This is a genomic window from Sinorhizobium alkalisoli, from assembly GCF_008932245.1.
GTDB lineage: Bacteria > Pseudomonadota > Alphaproteobacteria > Rhizobiales > Rhizobiaceae > Sinorhizobium > Sinorhizobium alkalisoli.
The window spans coordinates 2,361,024-2,386,950 of the sequence record NZ_CP034909.1 but is presented as its reverse complement, the minus strand read 5'-3'; the positions used below and the strand labels follow the sequence as shown (position 1 = coordinate 2,386,950).

Below are 25,927 nucleotides of genomic sequence, written 5' to 3'. Positions count from 1 at the left end.
CGCTTGAGTCGTCCTTAAATATTGTCCTCTTCAGTGGACGTGCCCAGAGGTTTGCCGGCCGCTCCCTTCAGGCCCCACTTCCAACCGCTGATGGCTGGCAGATCGTCGCCGTACTTCTGAATGTGTTGCCGGTGTTCGATCAGTTTCTCGTGGATTGCCTGCTTGAAGTAGGCAGCACGGGCCCCCAGTTGCGGCAGCCGGTCGATCACGTCCTCGACCAGGTGGAACCGATCCAGGTCGTTCAACACAACCATGTCGAATGGGGTGGTCGTCGTCCCTTCCTCCTTGTAGCCGCGAACATGCAGATTCTTGTGATTCGTGCGGCGGTACGTCAAACGGTGGATCAGCCATGGATAGCCATGGAAGGCGAAGATGATCGGCTTATCCTTTGTGAACAAGGCATCGAAGTCGCGGTTCGAAAGGCCGTGCGGATGCTCCTCCGACGGCTGCAGCTTCATAAGGTTCACCACGTTGATGACGCGCACCTTCAGGTCCGGCAGATGGTCACGGATCAATTCGACCGCTGCCAGCGTCTCGAGCGTCGGCACGTCGCCGCAACATGCCATCACGACATCGGGCTCGCTGCCCTTGTCATTGCTCGCCCATTCCCAGATCCCGAGGCCTTCGCTGCAATGCTTGATGGCCTCGTCCATTGTCAGCCATTGCGGGGCGGGCTGCTTGCCGGCGACCACGACGTTGATGTAGTTGCGGCTCCTGAGGCAATGATCCGTGACCGATAGAAGCGTGTTCGCGTCCGGTGGCAGATAGACCCGGATAACGTCGGCCTTCTTGTTGACGACGTGATCGATGAAGCCGGGATCCTGATGGCTGAAGCCGTTGTGGTCCTGACGCCAGACGTGGGAACTCAGGAAATAGTTCAGCGAAGCGATCGGCCGCCGCCAGGCGATTTCGTTGCACACCTTCAGCCATTTGGCGTGCTGATTGAACATCGAGTCGATGATGTGGATGAATGCTTCGTAGCAGGAGAAGAAGCCGTGGCGTCCGGTGAGCAGGTAACCTTCCAGCCACCCCTGGCATTGATGCTCACTGAGCACCTCCATCACCCGACCGTCCGGCGCCAGATGATCGTCCTCGGGATAGATCTCCGCCATGTAGCAACGGTTCGTGACCTCGAGCACATCCTGCCAACGATTCGAGTTGTTCTCGTCCGGGCTGAAAAGACGGAAGTTTTTGGCCTCGAGATTGAGCCTCATCACGTCGCGCAGAAAAGCGCCCATCACGCGCGCCGACTCCGCCGTTGTGGCGCCGGGGCTCGGAACGGCGACCGCATAGTCACGGAAGTCAGGCATCTTCAGGTCGCGCAGAAGCAGGCCGCCATTTGCATGCGGGTTGTCGCTCATGCGGCGGCGCCCCACGGGAGCGAGCGCCGCCAATTCCGGCTTCAGCCGGCCGTTGCCGTCGAAGAACTCTTCGGGCCGATAGCTCTTCATCCAGTCTTCGAGAATGCGGATGTGGCTTGGATTGTCCATGTCGCCCATCGGCACCTGATGCGAGCGCCAGTAATCCTCGCATTTCTTGCCGTCGATCTCCTCCGGGCAGGTCCAGCCCTTCGGCGTGCGCAAGACGATCATCGGCCAGTTGGGGCGCATGACCTTGCCGTTGGTGCGGGCATCGGTCCAAATTCGCTTGATTTCCGCGACCACGGCGTCGAGTACGCCGGCCAACTGCTGATGGACGGCCGCCGGGTCACGCCCTTCGACGAAATACGGCGCGTAACCCATGCCCTCGAAGAATTTCTGCAACTCGTCCCTGGGAATGCGGGCGAGAAAACAAGGATTCGCAATCTTGTATCCGTTGAGGTGGAGGATGGGGAGCACGCAGCCGTCGCGCGCCGGGTTCAGGAACTTGTTGCCGTGCCAGCCGGTCGCAAGCGGTCCGGTCTCGGCCTCTCCGTCCCCGACGATACAGGCGACGATCAGGTCGGGGTTGTCGAACGCCGCCCCATAGGCATGGCTCAAGGCGTAGCCGAGCTCGCCGCCCTCATGGATGCTTCCCGGCGTCTCTGGTGCAACGTGACTGGGGATTCCTCCCGGAAAGCTGAACTGCTTGAACAGCCGCTTCATGCCCTCCGCATCCTGGCTGATATTTGGATATACCTCGCTATAGGTGCCTTCCATGTAAGCGTGAGCTACCAAAGAAGGTCCACCGTGCCCCGGGCCAATCACGTAGATCATGTTGAGGTCATCGCGTTTGATGACCCGGTTGAGGTGGGCATAGAGCATATTCAGGCCCGGTGACGTACCCCAATGCCCGAGCAACCTCGGCTTGATATGCTCGCGCTTCAGCGGCTCCTTCAACAGCGGATTATCGAGGAGGTAGATCTGCCCGACCGAGAGGTAATTGGATGCTCGCCAATAGGCGTCGATCGCCCGCAGTTCTTCCTTCGAGAGCGGACGGGTTGCCGTTGAATCTTCGACAGGCTCATCGCTTATGCCCGGTGCCGTTCTGGTCGAAACCATGGGTCGCTCCTTTCAACACAAGCAAGCGCCGATCCAAGCCGTGGCCGGCAGCGATGCAGGGACGCCATTGGCCAAAGGAGAAGCCTTACCTCAATTTCGTCGGCCGGGCATTGCGTTGAATCAAAGCAGCCCTCCGTTGCGCTAAGCCGTTTTCTCCCCTTGTGGAGAGATGCCGGGCAGCGCAGACGGGGGGTGAAGCAACGATGAAAGGGTATGATGACACATGCGCGTACGCCCTCGCACAATGGCTCGTCGGGGCCAATACGGAGGTCGTCCAGATGGGTGGCGTACGGGGAAGTTACGCCGATTTGCGCAGGAGCGGCTTGTCTCCTACGGGGTGGCTGTGTTCGCCATAGATCTCGTCGAGCGCGCCCAGGATCTTCATGACCGCGTCGGAAGAGCTCGAGTAGTAGATCGTCTGCGCGTCCCGGCGAGTGCTGACCAGATTCTGCGCCCGCAGTTTCGAAAGGTGCTGCGAAAGGGCAGACTGACTCAATCCGACCTTGTTGGCCAATGCGCCCACTGCCATCTCTTCCTTGACGAGCGAGTCGAGGATGAGCAGACGTTTCGGATTTGCCATGGCAGAAAGAAAACCGGCTGCTGTTTCGGCTTCCTCGTGTTTTTCAGGCGAGAGAGGCTGCATTGCGTGCTCCATGCGATCACATCACACGTAGTTATGTTTGACGAAGCACGATAATTAGCCGTGATGCATAAAAGGGCAACCACCCACTGCAAGAAATGGGGGTAGCCAAGTGCGGTTTAGCGGTAAAGTTTTTTCAGGACAGGCCGCAACTCGGCTGCATTTTGTATCGGCGTCTCGAATTCGAGGCGCTTCAGCGCCTCGCCATCAGCGAGATCGAGACCGGCCGCATCGATTCCAACGAGCTTCCAGTCGCCACCGGATGCCCGGCAGTGAACCTTCGCGTAATGGTCTACTGCCTCGGCATGATCGGTATTCATGTGGTCGATTGCGCTCGCCTCCATCTCCGCGAGCGCGGCGGTCGCCGGTGAATCGATGACGAGATCGTCGGCCGTCAGCGCATAGGCACGGCCAAAGCCGCCATTGAGGCTCGCTCGCTGCGGTGTCAGGCGGAAAAAGCCGAAATCGGGGAAATCGATATAAAGTCCCGCTTTCGGGTGGCGCCGCAGGAAGCGTTCGCGGATGCGGGCGTGGTCGTCCGAATCGCGCCGGATCTCTTCAGCCTGGCATTGTACGGTCAGGCGCGGATGGGCGAGCGGATCGCCTTTGCCGGGTTCGCCCGTCAAGAGAGATGCGCGGTCGTCGGCGAGCAGCGCCTGGGTATGGGTCGACAGACGCGAGACCAGAACCACCGGCGCTCCGTCGACGTCGATGCCGAGCAGCACCCGGCTGACGAAGGGAAAGCCGCCGCTCTGAGGTTCGATCACCGCCAGCGCACCGCTCCGCGCCGATCGGAGCAGGACACGGGCGAGCTTGCGTGCCTCGTCATCGGTATCGCGCAGGACATTGGGTTTCTCGCTCATCGTCGCCCCCTTAACGGTCGGTGCATCATCCAAAATAAAAGGCCCGGAGCGTGCGCTCCAGGCCTTTTTCGAACACATTGCATCGCCCGCGTCATTCCCTGCTGCGGTGGCGGGTAAGTCCTTCGACGATGTCCTGCGCATCGATGGTTCCGACGACCGCGCCGTTATCGACGACGCCGATGCTGCCCGGCTGACGCGACATGGCGTCGAGGATGTCGATGAGCGGCGTCGTGGGCCTGGCGGTGGCGGTCACTCCCGCGCCGGCGGTCGAGCGATCGATGCCGCTCTGCATCACGTCCTTCGCGGTCAGCATCGCGATCGGATTCATGTGTTGGACGAAGTCGGCCACATACTGGTTTGCCGGGTTCCTCACGATTTCCTGCGGCGTGCCGCACTGGATGATCCGTCCGCCCTCCATGATCGCGATGCGATTGCCGATGCGGAAGGCCTCGTCGAGGTCGTGGCTGACGAAGATGATCGTCTTCTTCAGTCGCCGCTGGAATTCCAGCAGCTCGTCCTGCAGGCGCGTGCGGATCAGCGGATCGAGCGCGGAGAACGGCTCATCCATCAGCAAAATGGGCGCGCCCGTCGCAAAGGCGCGGGCGAGGCCGACACGCTGCTGCATGCCGCCGGACAACTCGTTGACCTTACGGTCCGCCCACGCGCTGAGATTGACGAGTTCGAGCTGCTCGCCGACGCGCTTCTTGCGTTCGCCGTCCGGAACGCCGGCAAGTTCGAGTCCGAAGCCGACATTGTCGGCCACCGTCCGCCAGGGCAGAAGCGCGAACTGCTGGAATACCATCGAGACGGTATGCATGCGGAAGTCGCGAAGCGCCTTGGCATTGCAGCGATAGGGATTGAGCGAGCCGTTCGCCGTCTTGACCTCCACCTCGCCGCGCACGACCGGGGCAAGCCCGTTGACCGCTCGAAGCAGCGTCGATTTGCCGGAGCCGGAGAGACCCATCAGCACGAGGATCTCGCCTTCATGAATCGACAGCGAGGCGCCGGCGACGCCGAGCACATGACCGGAGGCCGCGCCGATCTCGTCCCGGCTCTTCCCCTGGTCGACCATCTCGAGCGCCACCTGCGGGTTCTTGCCGAAGATGATGTCGACATTCTTGAAAACGACGGCGTCTGTCATGCGCCTTCTCCTTCATCGGATGAGCGGAACAGACGATCGAGAACGATTGCGAGGATGACAATGCAGAGTCCGGACTCGAAGCCCCGGGCGATATTGACGGTGTTCAGAGCCCTGAGGACGGGCACGCCGAGGCCGTTGGCGCCGACCAGAGCGGCGATGACCACCATCGAAAGCGAGAGCATGATCGTCTGGGTAAGGCCGGCCATGATCTGCGGCATTGCGAAGGGCAGTTCCACCTTGCGCAGCACCTGCCAGGGCGTGGCGCCGAAGGATTCGGCGGCCTCGACCAGCGCGGGCGGCGTCGAGATGATGCCGAGGCGGGTTAGGCGGATCGGCGCGGGAATGGCGAAGATGACCGTGGCGATCAGGCCCGGCACCATCCCAAGACCGAACAGGATCAGTGCCGGGATCAGGTAGACGAAGGTGGGGATCGTCTGCATGAGGTCGAGGATCGGGCGCATGAAGGCATAGATCCAGGCACGCCGCGCCGCGGCGATGCCGAGTGGGATCCCAACGGCCATGCTGACGAAGGTGGCCGCGAGCACCAGCGCCAGCGTCTCCGTGGTTTCCTTCCAGTAGCCCTGGTTGATGATCAGCAGAAGGCCAAGACAGGTGAAGGCCGCGATGCCGATCGAGCGGCGGAACCACCAGGCAAGCGCGGTCACGATCGCGATGACGATGAGCGGGTGCGGCGTCTGGAGGATGTAGAGCAGAATGGAGATGATTGCCGACAGGAAGTTTGCAAGCTGGTCGAAAAACAGCTCGAAATTGGTTGTCAGCCAGTCGACGAAGGCCTTGGCCCAGCCGCCGATCGGAATGGGATGGTCAGTCAGAAATTCCACGGGATTGAATCCCTCTTGTCAGGGGTCGAACAGGATCGCATGGCGCCGTGCTAAGGGCAGGCTGCTGCCGCATGTATCCGCTTCCGGAAACATGCGGCACGCGTTCAGTCCCCTGATGCACGTCGTCGGGGCGCGTGGCGTCAGGCCGTCAGAGGCCGAGCTCGGACTTGACCGCGGCCAGCCCGTCGGCGCCCTCCTTGGTGGTGACGCCCGCAAGCCATGGCTCGAGGACCTGGGGATTGGCCTTGAGCCATTCCGAGGCAGCCTTCTCCGGATCTTCGCCGTCGTCCAGGATCTTGCCCATGATCTCGTTTTCCATCTCGAGCGTGAATTTGAGATTCTTGAGAAGGGCGCCAACGTTCGGGCATTCCTCGGTGTAGCCGGCGCGGACATTGGTGTAGACCGTGGCTCCGCCGAAGTTCGGTCCGAAGATGTCGTCGCCACCGGAGAGATAGGTGAGCTTGAAGTTGGCGTTCATCGGATGCGGCTCCCAGCCAAGAAAGACGATCGGCTCGCCATCCTTCTCGGCGCGGGCGACCTGCGCCAGCATGCCCTGCTCGGAGGATTCGACCACTTCGAAGCCCTTGAGGCCGAAAGTGTCCTTCTCGACCATGTCGATGATCAGGCGGTTACCGTCATTGCCGGGCTCGATGCCATAGATCTTGCTGTCGAGCGCATCCTTCTCAGCGGCGATGTCCTTGAAGTCCTTGATACCGAGTTCCGCGCCCTTTGCGTTGGTCGCAAGCGTGTACTTGGCGCCTTCGAGGTTCTCGCGCACGGTCTCGACCGACTTATCCTCGCGATAGGGGGCGATATCGCCTTCCATCGTCGGCATCCAGTTGCCGAGGAAGACGTCGATGTCCTTGTTCTTCAGCGACGTGTAGGTAACCGGAACCGAGAGCACCTTCACATCCGTCTCGTAACCGAGCGCCTTCAGGATGGTCGTGGCCGTTGCCGTCGTCGCGGTGATGTCCGTCCAGCCGACGTCGGAGAAGCGCACGGGACTGCAGCTTTCCGGATCCGCCGCGACAGCGTTTCCGGCGGTCAGGGCCGCCACGCAAACGCTGCCCGCGAGCATGAGTTTGAGAGTGAGATTTCTTATCATCGTAGTCGTTCCCCTGCTTCCATTCTTGTTTAGCCAAACACCAATGGGACCGGAATTCAAGGCCTTGGTGCCCACGGCAGTGTATTGTCTCAATACGCTGAAGGGATGCACGGAGCGACGCGGAATGTCGCAATCCCCGCGAAACAAGGCGCGATGCGGCTATTTCATGTCCGGCGCCAGCACCGTCCGCAGCGCCTCGCGAAAAGCTGTGGGTCGCGTCGCCCGCGCTCTGGCCTTCCGCCCTTCGCCTCGTCATGTAACGGCTTGCGATTCCGGAGACGGGGCTCATGGCAAAACTCTATTTCAGCTACGCGACGATGAATGCCGGCAAGAGCACGCTGCTGCTGCAGGCGTCCTACAATTACCAGGAGCGCGGCCTGCGCGTCGTGATGCTGATCGCCGCTTTCGACGATCGCGCCGGCGTCGGCCGGATCGCCTCGCGCATCGGGCTCGACGCGGAGGCGATCCCGTTCCGCCGAGCTGAGGATCTCTACGCCCTTGTCGAGCGCATGAACGGCGACGGTTCCGGCGAGATCGCCTGCATATTCGTCGATGAGGCGCAGTTTCTCGGCGAGAACCAGGTCTGGCAGCTCGCGAGGGTGGCCGACCGTCTCGGCATCCCCGTGATGGCCTATGGCTTGAGGACGGATTTTAAGGGCAAGCTCTTTCCCGGCTCCATGGCGCTGCTCGCGATCGCCGACGAACTGCGCGAGGTACGCACGATCTGCCATTGCGGCCGCAAGGCGACAATGGTCGTGCGCCTCGACGGCAAGGGCAATGTCGTGCGCGAGGGCGCACAAGTCGACGTCGGCGGCAACGAGAAATACGTCTCCTATTGCCGCCGCCATTGGGAAGACCGGATGCAGGGGTGAAAAAAGCCCAACCGCGTCTTGTCCTCGCCTGTCGGACGTCCTTTATATAAGTGCAATCGATGGCTGAGTAATCTGGGCCGCTGACGTGCGCCTGTCGGTGCGGATCAAGGGGACGGAAAATGGCGACTCTTCAGAATTTTGACACCGAGATCGAGAAGACGAAGAACGTCGTCGACGAGATGCGCGGCAAGCTTGAGCAGTCCGGCGTCGTTCTCGAGCAGTTCGCCAAGGCCGACACCAGGCTCGGTGACGTCGATTTCGACATCGAGAACGCCCGTATCCAGGACGTCATCAAGCAGCAGAAGGTGATGGAGGCCAATATCGCCGATCTGATCATCGGCCTCGAAGACGCGACCAATGTCTTTGGCGCCGAATTCGAGAGCATGAAGAGCTATACCGGCTACGAGAAGTTCATCGGCATCTTTTCCAAGCAGTCGATGCAGCGCATGCGTACCGATCGCGTGCGCAACATGTCGCTCGCCGGCAATCTGCAGGAGCTGCTTGCCAAGTCCGATATGATCGTCGGCATCCTCAAGGATCAGAAGTCGATTCTCGACCAGCGCTACAAAACCTCGGAGCAGAGCCTCATCCAGGTAATCGAGCGCCGCAAAGGTACGATGACGACTCTTGAGGAAACGCAGAAGAGGATCGAGGAACTCAATCCGCTGCTGCTCGACATCGAGAACCGGATCGCCGCCTCGACCGACCAGAGGACCCGCACCGACCTTGAGGCGGAGCGCTCCAGGCTCGCGACCGAATACAACGAGAAGCAGGCCAAGGAGCAGGAACTGCTTGCCGAGAGCCAGACGCTCGAGCGCTACACGGCGATGTTCCAGACCTTCGTCGACTCGCTCAACAACCAGATCGCGGCGCAGAACACGCTAATCAACAAGCTGACGATTGACACCGAACAGCGTATCGTCCTCTACAAGTCGCTCGAGGATTCCTTGAAGACCGCGGCGCAGCAGGATGTCGCCCACAAGATCAACACGCTCGGCAGCCAGGTCGACACCGCCGCCGAGGAAACCATGGCCGGGATCGGCGCCGCGGCCCAGCGCCACATCGGCGACCTGCTCGAAATGCATGAGAAGAACATGCAGGCGACACAGGATATCCAGCGGCGCAAGAAACTCGCCGACGACGCCTTTGCCCGCCGCTTCCAGGACGTAATGGAAAAGCACAATGCCGCAGATTACGTGAAGCAGTGATCGGCAAGGCGTCGATGATCCGATTTCCGGCCGCCCTTTGGCAGATGGCGGGAGGCGTTCGATGAGCGTTGCGATATCCTCGTCCGTCCGGCAATACTTCACCTCGATCCGGGCTGCGGTGGCGGGGCTGGAGCTGTTTCTCGGAGACCGAAACTCGCCGCTCTACCGCAATACGGTGGTGGGCGAGGTCATTGTTCCCTATCTGGCGCGGCTGAAGGCATCGATCACCTGCTGGGAGAACCGCATCGGCTTTGTCGAGCAGTTCCGCATCGCGCGTGCGGAGAGCGGCTATCCGACGTTCCAGAACGTGCTGGAATTCGAGAATGACCGCCAGAGCGCCGACAGGCGGCTGGCGAGTATTCCCTCTGCCGATGCGCTGCGCGAGGAAATGGTGGATTTCATCCTGCGGCACAAGGCCTTTCCCGATGCGCTGCAATCGCGGATGGCCGAGCGGCTTTATCTCGAGCAGATCGGCCAGGGGAATATCTTCTCGCCCTTCATCCTGCCGGAGACGATCCGGGTTGCTGTCAATCCGAAGACGATGCGGCCCTATTACGTCGTGTCCTGGGGCGCATTCGACGGCAGCCAGACCCTGCCGATGGTCTATATGGCGACGATCGAGGATTCATCGGAAAATATCGTCGAAATGCTGGTGACCAGGGACGGCAAGCTCAATCCCGACGTCGAGATCCCGCTGCCTGTCGGCGGACTGCTCAATCCGGAGCTTGCCAGCCGCTTCGACGATTTCGCTTCGAAGCACAGCGCCTATTCGCTGACGCCGGCAACGATCGCCACGACGCTCGACAGGGATTTTCCGGAACTGCATCCGAAGCAGCTTCGGCGCATCGTGCTTGGGCCGTTCTATTCGGCGGGGATCACCGAGAACAGCGCGAAGATCAACGAAATCCTCTCGAAGGTGCGCAGGACCGAGAATGCCTGGCTTTTGACCTGGACGGTGCAGGAGGTCTATTCCAAGGCGGAGCGTCCGGCCAAACACGGCTTCTGGTCCTCGACGCCGGCGCAGGAAGAATTCCATATCGACACCGACAATCTCGAGGCCGCCCGCATGGGGGTCAGCGCCTATGAGAAGCATGCGCTGGTGCCGCATGACGCCTATCAGGCGCTTTATGCTTCCGGCGAGGCGGCCGGGATTTTCGGTGATTACAAGGTACATGTGATTTCCGGTAACCAGGTGGTGAGCGAGGTTTGAGCGATGACTTTGAACGCGGGCCTGACGACGCTCCACGAGGACGACATTGCCAAGCACCAGGCGATCGCCCAGAGCCTCGTCACCAAGCTCATCATCCTCGAGCGGGTCGATGGTCCAAATGGCGCGCCGCTTGCCGGTACCGGGCGCCGCTTCGTCTCGACCGTGTCGACGGGCGGCCAGCGCCGCACGCGGGAGGTCGAGCTTGCCCGCACCGTTCAATCGATCCGCGGCGCAGATCCGCTACTCTCTCCGGCGCAGCACGCCGTGCTCTACCGCGTCCGCCGCGGCATCCAGGTGGCGCTGGCGGTTGCCGACGTATTCGCGCGGCAGACGAGTCTCGAACAGTTGCAGGCGCGCAATTCGACTGCACCGCTCGCCGGGGAGGATGCGGAGCGGTTCAAGGCGCTGCTTGCGGCGTCGGCCTATGTCGCCGCCTTCACGCTCGCCGCCTATCTCGGCGCGACCTTGCAGGGGGAGGGGGAGCCGGTCGACGATGCCGCCGAGCCGGACTTTCTTATCGACACCCCCCAGGACGCCTTGAAAAGCATGGTGGCGGCGCTCGACCGCAGCATCGCGGGCGCGCCCGACGAGCTTGCCCTGACGGCCCGAACCCGCGCCTTTTCACGCGTGGCGATCGACGGATTGCTCGCCCGCAAGGCGCGCTTCACGGGATTGCAGAACTTCGAGACTGTGCACATCCGGCTCGACCAGGACGACTTCACGCTCAACGGCTTCGACGTCGCGCCCGGGCAGAAGCGCAAGCCGCTTGTGATGACCTTCAAGAAGCCGGAGGAGATCATCGGCAACCACATCGCCAAATATCAGGCGCTGAAGCTTGCCAAAATGCTGGTGGCCTATGACTTCGACCGGCAGATGAACCCGTTCGTCGAACTCGGCGGCTTCCTTTTCACCTTCATCGGCGACGGTATGCCGGGCACCGGCAAGACGATCCTGATCCAGATGCTTGCCGGCATGCTGCACGACTATTGCGGCGTCGCCGGCTATGCCCTCCATTACGAGAACTTCGGTGTCGACCAGATTTCCTCATACCAGGGCAAATCGGGCCAGAACTGCAAGGAGTTCGTCAATAACGTCATGAACCCGCGCGCGATCGGTTTCGGCACGATCGACGATGTCGACCAGGTGACGGCGAAGCGTTCCGACGACCGCGCCTCGGCCGGTCAGCATGAGGTGACCGCGGTTCTAATGGAGAGCTTCGCCGGCGCCTCGACCGTCATTCGCGGCAATTGCACCTTCGGCATGTTTTCGAACCATCCGGAGAATGTCGACGATGCGCTGCGTCAGCGGGCCGGTGCGCGCTGGCTGGTCGACGGGCCGCAGACGGAGGCGGACTACATCGACATTTTTGCGCTGCTCGTCGGCAACAACCATCAGATCCCGTTGGGAGAGCACGAGCTCTATGCCGGCCAGGAGATCAAGCGGGCCGTCACGCAATCTTATGCGGCGCATTCGCGGCCGCAGGAGGATGGGCTCGTCGCCGTCTGGGAACGTTTTGAGAAGGAAAGGGGCAAGGTCGCCACGCTTGCCGATGTCGGTGCCTATCTGCATCGGATAAAGGAGGCCGAACCCCGCTTCACCGGCCGCGCCATCAGGAACATCACCGACGCGATCAAGATGCGGGCGATGGATGTCGAACTGCCGGACGACTGGTTCGAGGATGCGGCCTCCTTCATGCACAAATCCTATGAGGAGAAGAGGGCAATGATCGAGGATCTCCGCGGCCCGATCACCATCGACATGGTGCTGCAGGAAATCAACCGCTATGCCGACAGCGAATTCCGATACACTGACAAAACCGACGACGCAGCGATCGCCGACATCATTCGCCGCGAACGCCAGCGCGAGAAGGCGATCCACGAGATCGAGGCAATGAAGCGCGCCGGCAGGTGGCAGAGTTGATGGCGGCATTGGTCAGCGAACGGGACGTCCGCGTCTTGCGGAGCGTTCCACAATGAAGCGCCTCCTGGAAGCCGAGCTCATTTACGGGCGGCTGCTCGATATTTCCGAGCCGCACCTTATTGCGCGCTACAACAAGGCGCTCGAAGGCTTCGGCCTCAGGCCGACGGCGCTTCCGCGCTTCAGCATCGACATGACCGGCTTCTCGCCGGAGATTGCCTATGAATTGGGGGACCAGGATTATCTCGATCCCAATCGGGTGAACCGGCGCTTCATCATCCTGACGCCGGCGCAGGGGGAGCTGCCGGTGGTGCACACGAGCTTTTCCAACACTGCGGCGTTGATGCACGAATTCTTCAATGCAAACAGCCGTGCAATCCACGCGGTGACGATCAAAGACGCTCTCTATGGAGAGATCGAGGATACGGTCTCCGTCGTCAAGGACATCGACGATCTCTTGTCGATCAACGAGGTGCGGTTCCGGGTGCTCTCGGCCGAAGGCATGCTCGGCAAGGCGGCCGAACTTCGCGAGCTCATCGACCGTTTGAAGAAGGTGCCGAACGCCTGGGCGGACGACGCGATGCTCGGGCGGATGGTGGAACTGGCGCAGACGACCGGCGACATCCGGCAGAATGCACTGGTGCCCGACCAACTCATCTTCCGCCACCAGGCCTTCTGGGCGAACCACTTCGGCGGCGTCTATGTCTTCCTGGACGCGAAGACGACGACGGTGATCTGCGATCCGTCGGCGCCGGGCTTTCGTCGCTCGCGGCCCTGGCAGGTGAGTTATATCGCGATCTCCGATCATGCGCGCATCTACGATTTCCTGGCTGCGACGAACCGGCTGCAATTGCCGCAGGCCTCCTGGGTGGAGCACTCCGGCCTGTTCCAGCACCGGGCGGACATGGCCGTTCGCGGGCTGATCAACGAGGCCGATCCGGACGCCGACCTGGTCAATGCCGATCGAATCTGGCTGCAGACGTGGATTCACCGCAATGCCGCGCTGGTAGCGCGGGACGGCATCTATCCTTTCCTGCAGGAAATGTCGCGGGCGATCGCCGCGACCGGCACGGTCAAAATGCAGGAAATCGCCCCGGCACATCGCTTCCTGCTGGTAAGGGCCGCGCCCGATCACCCGGACCAGTGGCTCGTCAACCGCCTCGTTTCACAACTCGTCCCGCGCGATTTCGTCTCGCGCTTCGTTTTCGACAAGCAGGGCTTCTACAGCGCTTATGAAGGCTACAGCGAAAAGTTTCGGGAATATGTTGTTGCGACGTTGACGGGCACATATCTCAAGGACAAGGCCGCCTTCCGCCACAAGCTCTACGGTCTCAAAGAGGAATAGAAGATGTTCGATCCGATCGTTGCGTTCTTTCAGCGTGTCTTCACGGCGATCGGCCGGGGCATCGGGTTGGTAGTGGCGTGGCTCGCCTGGCCCTTCGTCGCGCTTGGCAACTGGTACCGCGGAAGAAGTTGGATCATCAAAGGGCCAATCGCGCTCATCCTGCTCGCCTTTGTCCTCTTCTACGGCTATTTCATCTGGCAGACGCAGGCCTGGACCAATTTCGATCCGGATTACGTCGACCGCTACAAGCTCGCCGAACGCAAGACACCGGCCGGCTCGCCGGTCAGTGGTCCGGGGGCGACGACGACCGGGCAATCGGCCGATGTGACCCCCGCCAACCGGGCAGCGCTCGATGCAGGGACCTCGACGCCTGAATCGCTGGCCGTCGCGCAGCTGCCCGCCGGGACCGCCTGCCAGCACTCCGCAATCGTCGATGTTGCAGCCGATCTCATCGACTTCAATGTCAACCAGAACGCCTGGATATCCTCGATGCTTGCCTACAAGATCGGCTTTTTCGGGCTCGACTGGGACGATACGCCCTGGCTCGACAACAAGGCATCGTTCCAGCGCGGCATCAATCAGGCGGTGCGGCGCACGGCCGTGGAACTGGTCGACTCGCTCGGCCGCGTCCGCGGCACTTCCGGAATCAACAACGACCTGCAGAGCGCGCGCGGCAATATCCAGTTCGACGAGGAGACCTGGTATTTCGGCATCAGCCCGTTCGGCCCGAAAACACCGACTCCCAGCTTCTATCGCGCCGCCATGCGCGACCTCAGGAAGTTCAATGTATCTCTCGGCAAGTGCGATGCGGTCTTCGATGGGCGGTCGGACAATCTGGTCGAATTCCTGGATCGCATCGCGAGCGACCTCGGCAATACGTCGGCGATCATTCGCGAGCGCTCCGAGTTGCACAATGGCGGCTGGTTCGACACGCGGGCGGACGACCGCTTCTGGTTCTCATTCGGCCAACTCTACGGCTATTACGGCATCCTGTCGGCGGCGGGCGCCGATTTCGAGAATGTCGTCACGCAGCGGGGGCTGACGCCGATCTATACGGAAACGATGAAGCAGCTTCGCGCCGCGCTGCGTATCCAACCGCTGATCATCTCGAATGGCCGCGAGGACGGCTGGATCATGCCGACGCACCTCGCAACCATGGGTTTCTACATTCTCCGTGTTCGGTCCAATCTCGTGGAAATGCGCGACATTCTTGCCCGCTGACGGACTTCATGTCAGCGTAAGAACAAGCAAACGCAAGCGCATTCGGCGGAGGAGGTTGAATGCGCGAGCCGTGCGAACACAAATTGAGGGGAGCCATGGGGCACGTCAAATCCGACATCGAGATCGCGCGCGCCGCGACGAAGAAGCCGATCATGGAAATCGGTGCGAAGCTCGGCATTCCGCCGGAGCACCTGCTTCCCTATGGGCACGACAAGGCGAAGGTGAGCGCGGAGTTCATCGCCGCGCAGAAAGAAAGGAAGAACGGGCGGCTAATCCTTGTGACGGCGATCAACCCGACCCCGGCGGGTGAGGGCAAGACGACGACCACCGTCGGGCTTGGCGACGGTCTGAGCCGTATTGGCAAGAAGGCAATCGTCTGCATCCGCGAAGCTTCGCTCGGCCCCTGCTTCGGCATCAAGGGCGGTGCCGCCGGCGGCGGCTATGCCCAGGTGGTGCCTATGGAGGACATCAATCTACATTTCACGGGCGATTTTCACGCCATCACCTCGGCGCACAACCTGCTCGCTGCGCTGATCGACAATCACATCTATTGGGGCAACGAACAGGCGATCGATACCCGCCGCGTTGCCTGGCGGCGGGTGATGGACATGAACGACCGGGCGCTGCGCCAGATCGTCGGCGCGCTTGGCGGTGTTGCCAATGGCTATCCACGCGAGACGGGTTTCGACATCACCGTCGCCTCCGAAGTCATGGCGATCCTGTGTCTGGCGACGGACATCCGGGACCTCGAAAGACGCCTCGGCAACATCATCATCGGCTACCGGCGCGACAAGAGCCCGGTTTTCGCCCGCGAGATCAAGGCGGACGGCGCCATGGCCGTGCTGCTCAAGGACGCCATGCAGCCGAACCTGGTGCAGACGCTCGAGAACAATCCGGCTTTCGTCCATGGCGGCCCTTTTGCCAATATCGCCCATGGCTGCAACTCGGTGGTGGCGACGACAACCGCGCTGAAGCTCGCCGATTACGTCGTGACGGAAGCGGGCTTCGGGGCCGATCTCGGAGCGGAAAAATTCTTCGACATCAAGTGCCGCAAGGCCGGACTCAAGCCGGACGCCGCAGTGATCGTCGCAACCGTCAGGGCGATCAAGATGAATGGCGGGGTGAAGAGGGAAGATCTCGGCAAGGAGAATGTCGAGGCCTTGAAGAAGGGGTGCGCCAATCTCGGGCGGCACGTGCAGAACGTCAAGAAATTCGGCGTTCCGGCACTGGTCGCGATCAACCATTTCACGACCGACACGGAAGCAGAGATCCAGGCGATCAAGGACTATGTGAGGACGCTCGGGTCCGAGGCGGTGCTCTGCAAGCACTGGGCCGAAGGCTCAGCTGGCATCGAGGATCTGGCCTTGAAGGTCGTCGAACTCGCCAATGCCGGCCATTCGCAGTTCTCGCCGCTCTATCCAGATGAAATGCCGCTCTTCCAGAAGATCGAGACCATCGCCAAGGATATCTACCATGCGAGCGAGGTCATAGCCGACAAGCTGGTGCGCGAGCAGCTCCGGACCTGGGAAGACCAGGGCTATGGCTATCTGCCGATCTGCATGGCCAAAACGCAATATTCCTTTTCCACCGACCCCAACCTGCGCGGCGCACCGAGCGGGCATGCGGTGCCGATCCGCGAGGTGCGGCTCGCGGCAGGCGCCGGCTTCATCGTCGTCATCACCGGCGAGATCATGACAATGCCGGGCCTGCCGAAAGTGCCCTCGTCCGAGAGGATCCGCCTCAACGAAGCGGGCTACATCGAAGGGCTGTTTTAACGCATCGGCCCGAGAATCGTACCCGATTTTCGGAAAGCTCGATGCGCAGATTCAAAGAGTTACAGCGACCTTTGGACCTTTGCGCGTCTGAAAAGACGCGCTGCGCCGTAGATCCTGGCCTAGCCCGCATTCTCACACTCCTTGTGCCCTGCGCCGGTTCAAAATGGGGACAGGGTAGGAGAATCGTGCAGCCCGATGTGGCTCATCGGGCAAGTCATGCGACGCACACAGTCGCCATTTTCAACCGGCCCGCAGGGTTGGATTATGGCGGCTGCCTCCGGGCGAAAGCCGCTCAACCGTAGGACGGGCTACGCTTTTCGCGGCTTTCGCCTGCATCCAACTCGCCAAAATCCAACGCAAGGCGCAAGGAGTGTGAGAAATGCGGGTTAGCCGAGGTGGCCGATGAAGTCCGCCTTGCCGATCGGTACGCCTTTGTGGCGCAGGATGTCGTAGGTAGTGGTGACGTGGAAATAGAAGTTCGGCAGCACGAACTGCAGGAGGTAATCGCCGCCGCTGAACGTCACCTTGAGGTTGGGGAAGCTGAGCGTCACCTCACGGGTCTCGCTGCCGTCGAGATGCTCGGGTTTCACGGTCTCGATAAAGGCCATCGTCCTGGCGATCCGCTCGTGCAGTGCCGCGAAATCCTGTTCGTCATCGGGAAGGCGTGGCGCCTCGAGCGTCGTCAACCGCCCGATCGCGTTCTTCGCCGTGTCGCTCGCCCGCTGAATCTGGCCAGCGAGCGGCAGCATGTCCGGCGCGAGCCGCGCGTCGAAGAGCTCCGCGAGCGGCATGCCCCTCTCGGTGGCGAACGCTTCGGCCTTGCCCAGAAGTCCGTCGAGGGCCGTAAAGCCGCGGGTGAAGGCGGGGACGATGAGTGCGTACATGGGGAGCGGCATGGATGTTCCTCGATAGGTTTGTGCTTGCAGAAAAATGCTTGGCCGCCCTTAGATCGTGGCGGTTGGGAGAGGTTTCAATCGGGCGCGGCGAGGTTTGCGCGAAAAGACGCCGCAACGTGCCGTAGCTCGGCTCCCGATTGCAGCGCCGCGCGTCTTTCAGACGCTTTCAGACGCGCAAAGGACGCTAACGCTTTGAATCTGCGCATCGAGCTTTCCGAAAATCGGGTACGATTTTCGGGCCGATGCGGTAGAAGTGAGTTCTGCCCGGCCACTGGTCCGTGGCCAACCATAGGAGGCATTATGACACCCTCGGAACTGCGGGAATACCTCCATGCCCATATTCCGCTCTCCGCCGCCATGCAGGTCGAGGTGGCGGCGCTGGAGTGGGGGCATGTGGTTCTTCAGGCACCGCTCGCACCGAACATCAACCATCGCGAAACGGTCTTCGGCGGCAGCGCCTCGGCGCTGTCGATCCTCGCCGCCTGGTCGCTCCTCCATCTGCGGCTGCGGTTGAGCGGCGTCAACAGCCGGTTGGTGATCCAGAGCAACCGCATGGATTACCTGAAGCCCGTCGCCGGCGGCTTTTCGGCGCGCTCGAGCCTTGAAGACCCGGATCAATGGCCGGGGTTCATGCGCCTCCTGGAGCGGCACGGCCGCGCGCGACTGACGGTCACGGCCGAGCTCATGGGCGAAGGAGAGGTCGCGGGATGCTTTTCCGGCGTATTCGTCGCGCTCGGGTACGAGAGTGGGGGCGGCTGAGGGGAGATTCGTCGCTGATGCAATATTGTCAACGGCAATACCGATAACCGTTCTTCCGTTCGATGACGTCGAAATGCAGATGCGTCTCGTGCGCCGCATCGCTGCCGGGATCGAGCACGGTGGTGAAATAGAGGCAGGCGGTGGCGGTGATGGCGCGCTGAAAGGCGCCGGTTAGCGTACCGTCGTCGTCGCGCGGCTGGATGTCGATCGTTTTGCCATCCTTCAGTGTGATGGAGGCAATATCGATGGCGTTGCCACGCGCGTGTTCGGATATCTTGCCGGTGCTGCCGTTGTTCCTGAGACGGCAGACGTAGGAAGAGGCCTGATTGAGGCTCCCGATGGCCGCATCCGGGCCGAAGGCGACCTTCGCGGCCGGAGCCGCGGTCTCCCTGGTCCAACGGGCAAGCGCCAGCGCCGTTTCGCAGCGCATCGTGCCCTCCGGCTTCAGCGACGTGCCCGGCAGAATTTCGTTGACTTCGATCGGCTTGTCGATGCCGCAACCCTTGCCGTCGTCGATGCGCGCGCCTTCGGTGAATGAGGCGCCGAGGGTGCGAAGCGCGGCGAGGCAGGCTCGGTAGGCACCTTCATCTTCCTTCTCGATTTCGACGATCACCGGCGGCACGGCGTCAATGGCATCGTCCTTCCAGCCGGCAGGCAAGTCGCGGCCGGACTCGGTCTTCCCGGTTGCGGAACTGTCATTGTCGGTCGGCGCCGCAGGTTTCGGCGCCGGAGTCGGCTTACTGCTGTTTTCGGGTTTCTCCGCTGGCACCGGCCCCTGCTGAGGCAGGGTCGCGCCGCAGGCGATCAAGGAGCAGAGCAATATGAGTCCGGCGTGGCGCATGCGGGGACCTTCCGTTCGCGTCGCGGTCGAACGTGCCGAGCGCAAGGGAACAATCCTCCGTCAAAATGTGCTGAAACTGAGGAGAGGGGTATACTCGCAGCCGTCGCAATATCATTCCGAGCCGAGACGCACCTTCCGGGACTCTCTGGTCAGCGCTTCTGAGGTCCGGAAGGCTGGACGGTCCGGCGGTGGCCGTCCTATTCAACCAATGCTTTTCCCGCTTGCACGCCGTCCAAAGGCAGGCTAACAGTTTCGCCCATGGCAACCGCACGCAACATTTCGGTCTGGTGGTGGGTCCGCTGAAGCGGCCTTGACCAGTCATGCGTGATTGAGACATGAAGCCGCCCGGAGATTTCGAGGCGGCTTTTTCGTATTCGGGCCGCGTGGAAAGACCGGGCTTTGACGGAGCGAGACGAATGGCAACGGTAATTCTGGAAGACGGCGCGGAAAGCTACACCACCCGGGGCGGCATCGTCGTCACCCGCAGGCGGCGCGAAGCCTCCTATACGGACGCGATCGCCGGCTATGTCGAAAGGCTCGACGAGAGACGCGGCGCTGTGTTCTCCTCCAACTACGAATATCCCGGCCGTTACACCCGCTGGGACACTGCCGTCGTCGATCCGCCGCTTGCCATTTCTTCGTTCGGCCGTTCGCTCTGGATCGAAGCCTATAATGAGCGCGGCGAAGTGCTGCTGGCGCTTGTCGCCGAGCACCTGAAGTCCGTGGTCGACATCACGCTCGGGGACCGGACCGCGCGTCGTCTCGACGTTACCATCGACGAGCCCGACCGCGTTTTCACCGAGGAAGAACGCTCGAAGATGCCAACCGTCTTCACCGTGCTCCGCGCGGTGACCAACCTCTTCCATTCGGAAGAGGATGCGAGCCTCGGCCTCTATGGCGCCTTCGGCTACGATCTCGCCTTCCAGTTCGACTCGATCGAACTCAAGCTTGAGCGGCCGCAGGACCAGCGCGACATGGTCCTCTTCCTGCCCGATGAGATCCTCGTCGTAGATCACTATGCGGCAAGGGCCTGGATCGACCGCTATGACTTTGCGGGAGGTGGACTTTCGACCGAAGGCAAGGCGGCCGACATCGCGCCGGAACCGTTCCGCATCGTCGACAGCATTCCGCCGCACGGGGACCATCGGCCGGGCGAATATGCCGAGCTTGTCGTCAAGGCGAAGGAGAGCTTCCGCCGCGGCGATCTTTTCGAAGTGGTTCCGGGGCAGAAGTTCTACGAGCGCTGCGAAAGCCGCCCTTCGGAAATCTCCAACCGGCTGAAGGCGATCAATCCGTCGCCTTATTCCTTTTTCATCAACCTCGGAAACCAGGAATATCTCGTCGGTGCCTCGCCGGAGATGTTCGTGCGTGTGTCTGGCCGCCGCATCGAGACCTGCCCGATTTCCGGGACAATCAAGCGCGGCGACGATCCGATTGCCGACAGCGAGCAGATCCTCAAGCTCCTGAACTCGAAGAAGGACGAGTCCGAGCTCACCATGTGCTCGGATGTGGATCGCAACGACAAGAGCCGCGTCTGCGTGCCGGGATCGGTGAAGGTGATCGGCCGCCGTCAGATCGAGATGTATTCGCGGCTGATCCACACGGTCGATCATATCGAGGGGCGCCTGCGCGACGATATGGACGCCTTCGACGGCTTTCTGAGCCATGCCTGGGCGGTGACCGTGACCGGGGCGCCTAAGCTCTGGGCGATGCGCTTCATCGAGAGCCACGAGAAGAGCCCGCGCGCCTGGTATGGCGGCGCGATCGGCATGGTCGGCTTCAATGGCGACATGAACACCGGCCTGACGCTGCGCACGATCCGGATCAAGGACGGGATTGCCGAGGTGCGGGCGGGCGCGACGCTGCTTTATGATTCCAGCCCCGAAGAGGAAGAAGCCGAAACCGAACTGAAGGCCTCCGCCATGATTGCCGCCATTCGCGATGCGAAATCCACCAACAGCGCCAAGGCCGCGCGCGACGTGGCCCCGGTCGGCGCCGGGGTCAAAATCCTGCTCGTCGACCACGAGGACAGCTTCGTCCACACGCTGGCCAATTATTTCCGCCAGACCGGTGCTACCGTCACGACGGTGCGCACGCCGGTCGCCGAGGAGATCTTCGATCGGGTCAAGCCGGACCTCGTCGTGCTTTCGCCCGGCCCCGGCAGCCCGAAGGACTTCGACTGCAAGGCGACGATCAAGAAGGCGCGGGCGCGCGAGTTGCCGATTTTCGGCGTCTGCCTCGGCCTGCAGGCGCTGGCGGAAGCTTATGGCGGAGACCTTCGGCAATTGGCGATCCCAATGCATGGCAAGCCCTCGCGCATTCGGGTGTTGGAACCGGGCATCGTCTTTTCCGGCCTCGGCCGCGAGGTGACGGTCGGACGCTACCATTCTATCTTCGCCGACCCATCGAGCCTGCCGCGTGAGTTCACGATAACGGCCGAGAGTGAGGACGGCACGATCATGGGCATCGAGCACATGAAGGAACCCGTGGCCGCGGTGCAGTTTCACCCCGAATCGATCATGACGCTCGGCGGTGACGCCGGCATGCGGATGATCGAAAACGTGGTGGCGCATCTGGCCAAGCGCGCGAAGATCAAGGCGGCCTAGGGCGACACATTTCGACTACCTGCGGCAGAGGCGCGCGGGCGGTGACCGCCCTTTGACAATCCGTCCGAAATCGCCCATGGTGACGACGACCCGCCTGCGCGAAAACCCGCGCGGGCGGTTTTGCGTTTGAATAGGCATGCATTTGCAACTCGTTTGCATCTGCAGAGGAATGAGATGACCGCGCCCGACAACCGAACAGTCCTGAGGCTCGCCTTCTGGGGCATGCCGCTTTCTCTTGGCGTCATGGGGCTGAAGATGCTCGCCTGGTGGGTGACGGACTCGGTGGCTCTTCTCTCGGACGGACTGGAATCCACCGTCAACGTCATCGCTGCGGTGATCGCCTATATGATGATCGGCTATGCCGCGAAGCCGGCGGATGCGACACACCCGTTCGGCCACCACAAGGCGGAGTATTTTTCCGCGGTCATCGAAGGCGTGCTGATCGTCGTCGCGGCGCTCCTGATCATCTGGGAGGCTGTGCCGGAGATGATGGCGCCCTCCATGCTGGATGCGCCCGCACTCGGTCTTGCGATCAATTTCGGTGCCGGCGTGATCAACGCCGCCTGGGCCTATCTGTTGATCCGGGCGGGCAGGCGCCATCGCTCGCCGGCGCTCAGCGCCGATGGTCACCATATCGTGTCGGATGTCGTGACCTCGGCGGGCGTGCTTGTCGGCCTTCTCCTGGCACTTGCCACCGGTTACGCGATCCTCGATCCGCTGCTTGCGGTGGTCGTCGCCGGCAATATCCTCTGGCAGGGCTGGAAGGTCATCTCGCGCTCGATCGACGGGCTGATGGACAGGGCCGTGCCGGCGCAGGAAGAGGAGGCGATCAAGCGGGCCATCGCGGACAATGCCGAGGGCTCGCTCGGCGTTCACGACTTAAAGACGCGGCAGGCGGGCCCGGCGACCTTCGTGGATTTTCACATGGTGGTGCCGGAGGCGATGCCGGTTGGCGAAGCCCATGATATATGCGATCGCATCGAGGATGCGATCCGTGTCGTTCACCCGGGGGCGCGGATCGCCATTCACGTCGAGCCGGAGGGCGAGAAGGCGCACGGCGTGCGCGTCAAGACCACGGCACCGCGCGGCTGACTGGACGTGCAATGCTGTCGCACTATGAATTGCCGCCTGATAGGTTAGGCATCATTCAGGGGCATTAAGGAGAAGAGTGGGCGGTGCGCCCCATCCAGCGTCTCGATCACAGATTGGAGCATGACGGAAATGACGAAGACGGACGTATCAGGACTTTCGCAACTCGGCGCGAAAGTAGATCTGCCGCAAAGCCCGGAAGAGGCCGAACTGGAAAGGGTGCCGAGCGGCCACGCCGGCACGGATTTCGTCGTCCGCTTCACCGCGCCGGAGTTCACGTCGCTCTGCCCGATGACGGGACAGCCGGACTTCGCGCACATCGTCATCGACTATGTGCCGGATGGCTGGCTGGTCGAGTCGAAGTCGCTGAAACTGTTCCTGCATTCTTTCCGCAATCACGGCGCCTTCCATGAGGATTGTACCATGGAAATCGCCAAGCGGCTGGTATCGCTGCTTTCGCCGAAATGGCTCAGGATCGGCGCCTATTGGTACCCGCGCGGCGGCATCCCGATCGACGTCTTCTGGCAGACCGGCAATCCCCCTGGAGGCGTTTGGCTGCCGGACCAAGGCGTGCCGACCTATCGCGGCCGCGGGTGACGCGCGCCCGAACAGGCGCACCGATCAGAGAAGCTTGGAGAGACCGACCTTTTCAAGATCGGTCTCAAGGATGGGGTCGAACAGCACCTTCCGCCAGGTTTCACGATAGCCGAGATGGCGATAGAGCTGGAGCGCCCGCTCGTTCCGGACGGCAACCTGAATATGCGCCTCCGCATATCCTCGGCCGGCGATCTGCGCTTCGAGCGCTCCGATCAGGGCCGATCCGGCGCCGCGCCCTTCGAAGGCCGGCGCGATCCAGATATCGCTGATCGTATTGTCGTTGCACTCGCATGCACCGATCCCCGCGGCTGCGCCGCCGATCTCGGCCACCACCACGCGTGGCCCCAGTTCTTGCAGAAACGGCAGGAAAGGATTGGTTGCGGCAATCCTGGTCGCCACCGTCTCGGTCACGAGTGGCGCTATCCCCTTCAGCCAGGCTGAAAGGCCGATTGCGGCAAGGGTGCCGATCTCCTCGGGGAGTGCAGGGCGGATCACCAGCATTCATTCAGCCATTTTCCCGAACGGCCGGGCATGGACCCGCCCCTTCGCTCTTCATTTGCTCATCCGAGCATCAGGGCTGCACCGGCAAGCGCGGTAATTCCGCCGAGCAGGCGGGCGAGGCTGGCGCCGCCCGAGCGCCTGGCGAGCGCCATGCCGAAGACCATACCGGCGACGTGGAGGAGGGCGGTCGCGATGATGAAGCCCGCGGCAAAGGACCAGGCGCTGGCCGCACCAAGCTCTCCCCCATGCGCATGACCGTGGAACAGCGCAAAGATTGCGACAATGGCCGCGGCTTTCGCAGCGCAGAGCCGGACGGCGATCGCCACCATCAGGCCAAGAGCAATCACGGAGGCGAGGATCGTCGGTTCGACAAAGAGTAGGCCGACGCCGATTACCGCAAGCGCAAAGCCGACGGCCATGGTCGCGACGAAGGTTGCGGGTACCGCCCAGCGTGCCCGTCCGCCGATCTCTCCGGCCCAGAGGCCGACGGCGAGCATCGCAAGGACATGGTCGGCGCCGAAAAACGGGTGCAACAGACCGGCCGTCAGCGAGACGTGCAGCGTCGGATCGAGGTGGGCAAAAGCGGGTGCGGCGGAGGCAACAAGCGCGGCGGCGGCGATAAGGATCTGTTTCTTCATTCGGGTCCCCACTGGTCGGCAGGCCTGGGAGGTAGCCCGCCTGTCTGAAATTCATGTCAGCGGGGCGCGGCTCTACCAGGGACCGCACCATTGCTGACGCGCTGATCTTATTGGGCTTTTGCGCCCTGTCCATACAGCATTTGTCGTCCCTCGCGCATTTCCCACCGCAGCAGCACCGGCTGGGCGGAGCCAGCTTCGCCTATTTCATTGCATTGTTTTCGCTGTCGAGTCGCATTATCTGACTTTGAGACATTTCATGAGGAGTCCGGAGAATGCGGATGAACGACGACGACCAGGAAGAGAAGAAGACCGAATTGCCGCTCGGCAAGGAAACGGAGGCGAACCTTTTCAAGTCGCGTTCGATTTTCATCTACGGAACGGTCACCCAGGAGCTGGCGCTGAAGGTCTGCTCGCAGCTCGTGGCATTGGCCTCGGCCAGCGATGAGGATATTCGCATCTTCATCAATTCGCCGGGCGGCCATGTGGAATCGGGCGACAGCATTCACGACATGATCAAGTTCGTGAAACCCAAGGTCTGGACGATCGGCACTGGCTGGGTCGCTTCCGCCGGCGCACTGATCTATGTCGGGGCCCCGAAAGAGCGCCGCCTGTGCCTGCCGAACACCCGCTTCCTCCTGCATCAACCGTCCGGCGGTACGCGCGGCATGGCCTCCGACATCGAGATCCAGGCGCGGGAAATTATCAAGATGAACGAGCGCCTCAACCGAATCTTCTCGGAAGCGACCGGCCAGCCGGTCGAAAAGATCGCCAAGGACACCGATCGCGACTACTGGCTCGGAGCGGACGAAGCGAAGGCCTACGGGCTCGTTTCGCGGATCATCACCTCCGTCACTGAAATCTGATGACGAGCGCCTCCCGGCCTTAGAGCAAGCGATCGCCCCTCATCCGGCCTACCGGCCACCTTCTCCCCGCAGGCGGGCGAAGGAGACTCGCGGCATCCTCCAAGTCCCTCTCCGCGCCGGCGGGGAGAGGACTAGGTCTGAACCAGCCAAGACTTACATTCAGTACGGCACGCAATCTGCTTCTCCTCTTGCCCCACAGCGTCGGCCCGTGTATAGGCACTTGCATGACCCAGGCGAAAGCACACAGGATCGCAGCGATCTTCTCCGGACGCGATAACAATCGCGCTTCCGTGCGCGCCTTCGCCTCGCTTCTTCTTCTCGGCCTTACGCGCGGTTGCCGGGTCCGGTGAGGAGCGCCCGGCGGCCGAAAAGCCCTGCCGGCGGATCGCTCCTCGAAATCCCAAGCTGCAAACAACAGTTAAAACAGGCGCGCTCCGGCGAGCATCAGCCATCGCAATAATTCCGGCGATCGGCTATTGCATGCGGCAAGCGACGCTCCAGTGACGAAGAGAAGCTGC

The 25,927-nt window shown here is 61.9% G+C and carries 23 protein-coding genes; 13 read left to right on the top strand and 10 right to left on the bottom strand.

Features of this window, described 5'->3' with window-relative positions; all coding sequences use genetic code 11:
• Positions 1-14 precede the first annotated feature (14 nt).
• From EKH55_RS11630 to EKH55_RS11605, 6 genes are all read right to left on the bottom strand, one after another.
• The gene (locus EKH55_RS11630) at positions 15-2,480 is read right to left on the bottom strand and encodes a phosphoketolase family protein (RefSeq protein WP_151611548.1); all 2,466 of its coding nucleotides are present in this window, start codon (positions 2,478-2,480) and stop codon (positions 15-17) included.
• A gap of 298 nt (positions 2,481-2,778) precedes the next feature.
• Positions 2,779-3,123, bottom strand: coding sequence for an ArsR/SmtB family transcription factor (locus EKH55_RS11625; RefSeq protein ID WP_069458061.1), 345 nt, complete (start codon positions 3,121-3,123; stop codon positions 2,779-2,781).
• A gap of 116 nt (positions 3,124-3,239) precedes the next feature.
• A complete protein-coding gene (locus EKH55_RS11620; protein WP_069458060.1) occupies positions 3,240-3,983 on the bottom strand; it encodes a HugZ family pyridoxamine 5'-phosphate oxidase in 744 nt (247 codons plus the stop codon).
• 91 nt (positions 3,984-4,074) lie between these two features.
• A complete protein-coding gene (choV, locus tag EKH55_RS11615; RefSeq protein WP_069458059.1) occupies positions 4,075-5,124 on the bottom strand; it encodes a choline ABC transporter ATP-binding protein in 1,050 nt (349 codons plus the stop codon).
• Positions 5,121-5,966, bottom strand: coding sequence for a choline ABC transporter permease subunit (gene choW / locus EKH55_RS11610; protein WP_069458058.1), 846 nt, complete (start codon positions 5,964-5,966; stop codon positions 5,121-5,123). The genes choV and choW overlap by 4 nt, the downstream gene beginning before the upstream one ends.
• Before the next feature lie 148 nt (positions 5,967-6,114).
• A complete protein-coding gene (locus EKH55_RS11605; RefSeq protein WP_069458057.1) occupies positions 6,115-7,071 on the bottom strand; it encodes a choline ABC transporter substrate-binding protein in 957 nt (318 codons plus the stop codon).
• Between the two features lie 287 nt (positions 7,072-7,358).
• Here EKH55_RS11605 and EKH55_RS11600 point away from each other — a divergent pair, with 287 nt between their 5' ends.
• The 7 genes from EKH55_RS11600 to EKH55_RS11570 all read left to right on the top strand — a co-directional run bounded on the left by EKH55_RS11600 (position 7,359) and on the right by EKH55_RS11570 (position 16,619).
• Complete coding sequence (locus EKH55_RS11600) at positions 7,359-7,943, top strand: thymidine kinase (protein ID WP_069458056.1); 585 nt, start codon at positions 7,359-7,361, stop codon at positions 7,941-7,943.
• A gap of 119 nt (positions 7,944-8,062) precedes the next feature.
• On the top strand, positions 8,063-9,151 hold the full coding sequence (locus EKH55_RS11595) for a coiled-coil domain-containing protein (protein WP_069458055.1): 1,089 nt from the start codon (positions 8,063-8,065) through the stop codon (positions 9,149-9,151).
• Between the two features lie 61 nt (positions 9,152-9,212).
• Positions 9,213-10,361 carry a hypothetical protein gene (locus tag EKH55_RS11590; protein ID WP_151611547.1) on the top strand — a complete coding sequence of 383 codons (1,149 nt, stop codon included), beginning with the start codon at positions 9,213-9,215 and terminating at the stop codon, positions 10,359-10,361.
• A gap of 3 nt (positions 10,362-10,364) precedes the next feature.
• The gene (locus tag EKH55_RS11585; RefSeq protein ID WP_151611546.1) at positions 10,365-12,281 is read left to right on the top strand and encodes an AAA family ATPase; all 1,917 of its coding nucleotides are present in this window, start codon (positions 10,365-10,367) and stop codon (positions 12,279-12,281) included.
• A 52-nt stretch (positions 12,282-12,333) separates the two neighbouring features.
• Positions 12,334-13,623, top strand: coding sequence for a DUF6638 family protein (locus EKH55_RS11580; protein WP_069458052.1), 1,290 nt, complete (start codon positions 12,334-12,336; stop codon positions 13,621-13,623).
• A gap of 3 nt (positions 13,624-13,626) precedes the next feature.
• Positions 13,627-14,844: a DUF2333 family protein gene (locus tag EKH55_RS11575; protein WP_151611545.1), complete on the top strand. Its 1,218-nt coding sequence runs from the start codon at positions 13,627-13,629 to the stop codon at positions 14,842-14,844.
• 95 nt (positions 14,845-14,939) lie between these two features.
• Positions 14,940-16,619 carry a formate--tetrahydrofolate ligase gene (locus EKH55_RS11570; protein ID WP_151611544.1) on the top strand — a complete coding sequence of 560 codons (1,680 nt, stop codon included), beginning with the start codon at positions 14,940-14,942 and terminating at the stop codon, positions 16,617-16,619.
• Positions 16,620-17,005: 386 nt separating this feature from the next.
• On the opposite strand, the gene EKH55_RS11565 is transcribed toward EKH55_RS11570, so the two are convergent.
• On the bottom strand, positions 17,006-17,515 hold the full coding sequence (locus EKH55_RS11565; RefSeq protein WP_069458049.1) for a DUF1993 domain-containing protein: 510 nt from the start codon (positions 17,513-17,515) through the stop codon (positions 17,006-17,008).
• Between the two features lie 300 nt (positions 17,516-17,815).
• On the opposite strand from EKH55_RS11565, the gene EKH55_RS11560 reads away from it, so the two are divergent.
• The gene (locus EKH55_RS11560; RefSeq protein WP_069458048.1) at positions 17,816-18,274 is read left to right on the top strand and encodes a YiiD C-terminal domain-containing protein; all 459 of its coding nucleotides are present in this window, start codon (positions 17,816-17,818) and stop codon (positions 18,272-18,274) included.
• A gap of 28 nt (positions 18,275-18,302) precedes the next feature.
• Here EKH55_RS11560 and EKH55_RS11555 read toward each other — a convergent pair whose 3' ends face one another.
• A complete protein-coding gene (locus EKH55_RS11555; RefSeq protein ID WP_069458047.1) occupies positions 18,303-19,115 on the bottom strand; it encodes an extensin-like domain-containing protein in 813 nt (270 codons plus the stop codon).
• Between the two features lie 258 nt (positions 19,116-19,373).
• Here EKH55_RS11555 and trpLE point away from each other — a divergent pair, with 258 nt between their 5' ends.
• The 4 genes from trpLE to queF all read left to right on the top strand — a co-directional run bounded on the left by trpLE (position 19,374) and on the right by queF (position 23,407).
• On the top strand, positions 19,374-19,418 hold the full coding sequence (gene trpLE, locus EKH55_RS30270; RefSeq protein ID WP_178385072.1) for a trpE operon leader peptide TrpLE: 45 nt from the start codon (positions 19,374-19,376) through the stop codon (positions 19,416-19,418).
• Between the two features lie 113 nt (positions 19,419-19,531).
• Complete coding sequence (locus EKH55_RS11550; protein WP_151611543.1) at positions 19,532-21,721, top strand: anthranilate synthase; 2,190 nt, start codon at positions 19,532-19,534, stop codon at positions 21,719-21,721.
• Positions 21,722-21,895: 174 nt separating this feature from the next.
• Positions 21,896-22,813 carry a cation diffusion facilitator family transporter gene (locus EKH55_RS11545; RefSeq protein ID WP_069458045.1) on the top strand — a complete coding sequence of 306 codons (918 nt, stop codon included), beginning with the start codon at positions 21,896-21,898 and terminating at the stop codon, positions 22,811-22,813.
• Positions 22,814-22,942: 129 nt separating this feature from the next.
• Positions 22,943-23,407 carry a preQ(1) synthase gene (gene queF / locus EKH55_RS11540; RefSeq protein WP_069458203.1) on the top strand — a complete coding sequence of 155 codons (465 nt, stop codon included), beginning with the start codon at positions 22,943-22,945 and terminating at the stop codon, positions 23,405-23,407.
• A 24-nt stretch (positions 23,408-23,431) separates the two neighbouring features.
• Here the strand turns inward: queF and EKH55_RS11535 are convergent, their stop codons facing one another.
• Together EKH55_RS11535 and EKH55_RS11530 are read right to left on the bottom strand one after the other, a co-directional pair.
• Positions 23,432-23,908: a GNAT family N-acetyltransferase gene (locus tag EKH55_RS11535; RefSeq protein ID WP_151611542.1), complete on the bottom strand. Its 477-nt coding sequence runs from the start codon at positions 23,906-23,908 to the stop codon at positions 23,432-23,434.
• Positions 23,909-23,967: 59 nt separating this feature from the next.
• Entirely contained in the window at positions 23,968-24,546 is a 579-nt protein-coding gene (locus EKH55_RS11530; protein WP_151611541.1) for a HupE/UreJ family protein, read from the bottom strand.
• Between the two features lie 278 nt (positions 24,547-24,824).
• Between EKH55_RS11530 and EKH55_RS11525 the strand changes: the two genes are divergently transcribed.
• Entirely contained in the window at positions 24,825-25,409 is a 585-nt protein-coding gene (locus tag EKH55_RS11525; RefSeq protein ID WP_069458042.1) for an ATP-dependent Clp protease proteolytic subunit, read from the top strand.
• The last annotated feature ends 518 nt before the right edge of the window (positions 25,410-25,927 follow it).

Coding starts and splice junctions, on each gene's coding strand:
- EKH55_RS11630 (WP_151611548.1), bottom strand. CDS start 2,480: ATGGTTTCGACCAGAACGGCACCGGGCATAAGCGATGAGCCTGTCGAA.
- EKH55_RS11625 (WP_069458061.1), bottom strand. CDS start 3,123: ATGCAGCCTCTCTCGCCTGAAAAACACGAGGAAGCCGAAACAGCAGCC.
- EKH55_RS11620 (WP_069458060.1), bottom strand. CDS start 3,983: ATGAGCGAGAAACCCAATGTCCTGCGCGATACCGATGACGAGGCACGC.
- choV (WP_069458059.1), bottom strand. CDS start 5,124: ATGACAGACGCCGTCGTTTTCAAGAATGTCGACATCATCTTCGGCAAG.
- EKH55_RS11605 (WP_069458057.1), bottom strand. CDS start 7,071: ATGATAAGAAATCTCACTCTCAAACTCATGCTCGCGGGCAGCGTTTGC.
- EKH55_RS11600 (WP_069458056.1), top strand. CDS start 7,359: ATGGCAAAACTCTATTTCAGCTACGCGACGATGAATGCCGGCAAGAGC.
- EKH55_RS11595 (WP_069458055.1), top strand. CDS start 8,063: ATGGCGACTCTTCAGAATTTTGACACCGAGATCGAGAAGACGAAGAAC.
- EKH55_RS11590 (WP_151611547.1), top strand. CDS start 9,213: ATGAGCGTTGCGATATCCTCGTCCGTCCGGCAATACTTCACCTCGATC.
- EKH55_RS11585 (WP_151611546.1), top strand. CDS start 10,365: ATGACTTTGAACGCGGGCCTGACGACGCTCCACGAGGACGACATTGCC.
- EKH55_RS11580 (WP_069458052.1), top strand. CDS start 12,334: ATGAAGCGCCTCCTGGAAGCCGAGCTCATTTACGGGCGGCTGCTCGAT.
- EKH55_RS11575 (WP_151611545.1), top strand. CDS start 13,627: ATGTTCGATCCGATCGTTGCGTTCTTTCAGCGTGTCTTCACGGCGATC.
- EKH55_RS11570 (WP_151611544.1), top strand. CDS start 14,940: ATGGGGCACGTCAAATCCGACATCGAGATCGCGCGCGCCGCGACGAAG.
- EKH55_RS11565 (WP_069458049.1), bottom strand. CDS start 17,515: ATGCCGCTCCCCATGTACGCACTCATCGTCCCCGCCTTCACCCGCGGC.
- EKH55_RS11560 (WP_069458048.1), top strand. CDS start 17,816: ATGACACCCTCGGAACTGCGGGAATACCTCCATGCCCATATTCCGCTC.
- EKH55_RS11555 (WP_069458047.1), bottom strand. CDS start 19,115: ATGCGCCACGCCGGACTCATATTGCTCTGCTCCTTGATCGCCTGCGGC.
- EKH55_RS11550 (WP_151611543.1), top strand. CDS start 19,532: ATGGCAACGGTAATTCTGGAAGACGGCGCGGAAAGCTACACCACCCGG.
- EKH55_RS11545 (WP_069458045.1), top strand. CDS start 21,896: ATGACCGCGCCCGACAACCGAACAGTCCTGAGGCTCGCCTTCTGGGGC.
- queF (WP_069458203.1), top strand. CDS start 22,943: ATGACGAAGACGGACGTATCAGGACTTTCGCAACTCGGCGCGAAAGTA.
- EKH55_RS11535 (WP_151611542.1), bottom strand. CDS start 23,908: ATGCTGGTGATCCGCCCTGCACTCCCCGAGGAGATCGGCACCCTTGCC.
- EKH55_RS11530 (WP_151611541.1), bottom strand. CDS start 24,546: ATGAAGAAACAGATCCTTATCGCCGCCGCCGCGCTTGTTGCCTCCGCC.
- EKH55_RS11525 (WP_069458042.1), top strand. CDS start 24,825: ATGAACGACGACGACCAGGAAGAGAAGAAGACCGAATTGCCGCTCGGC.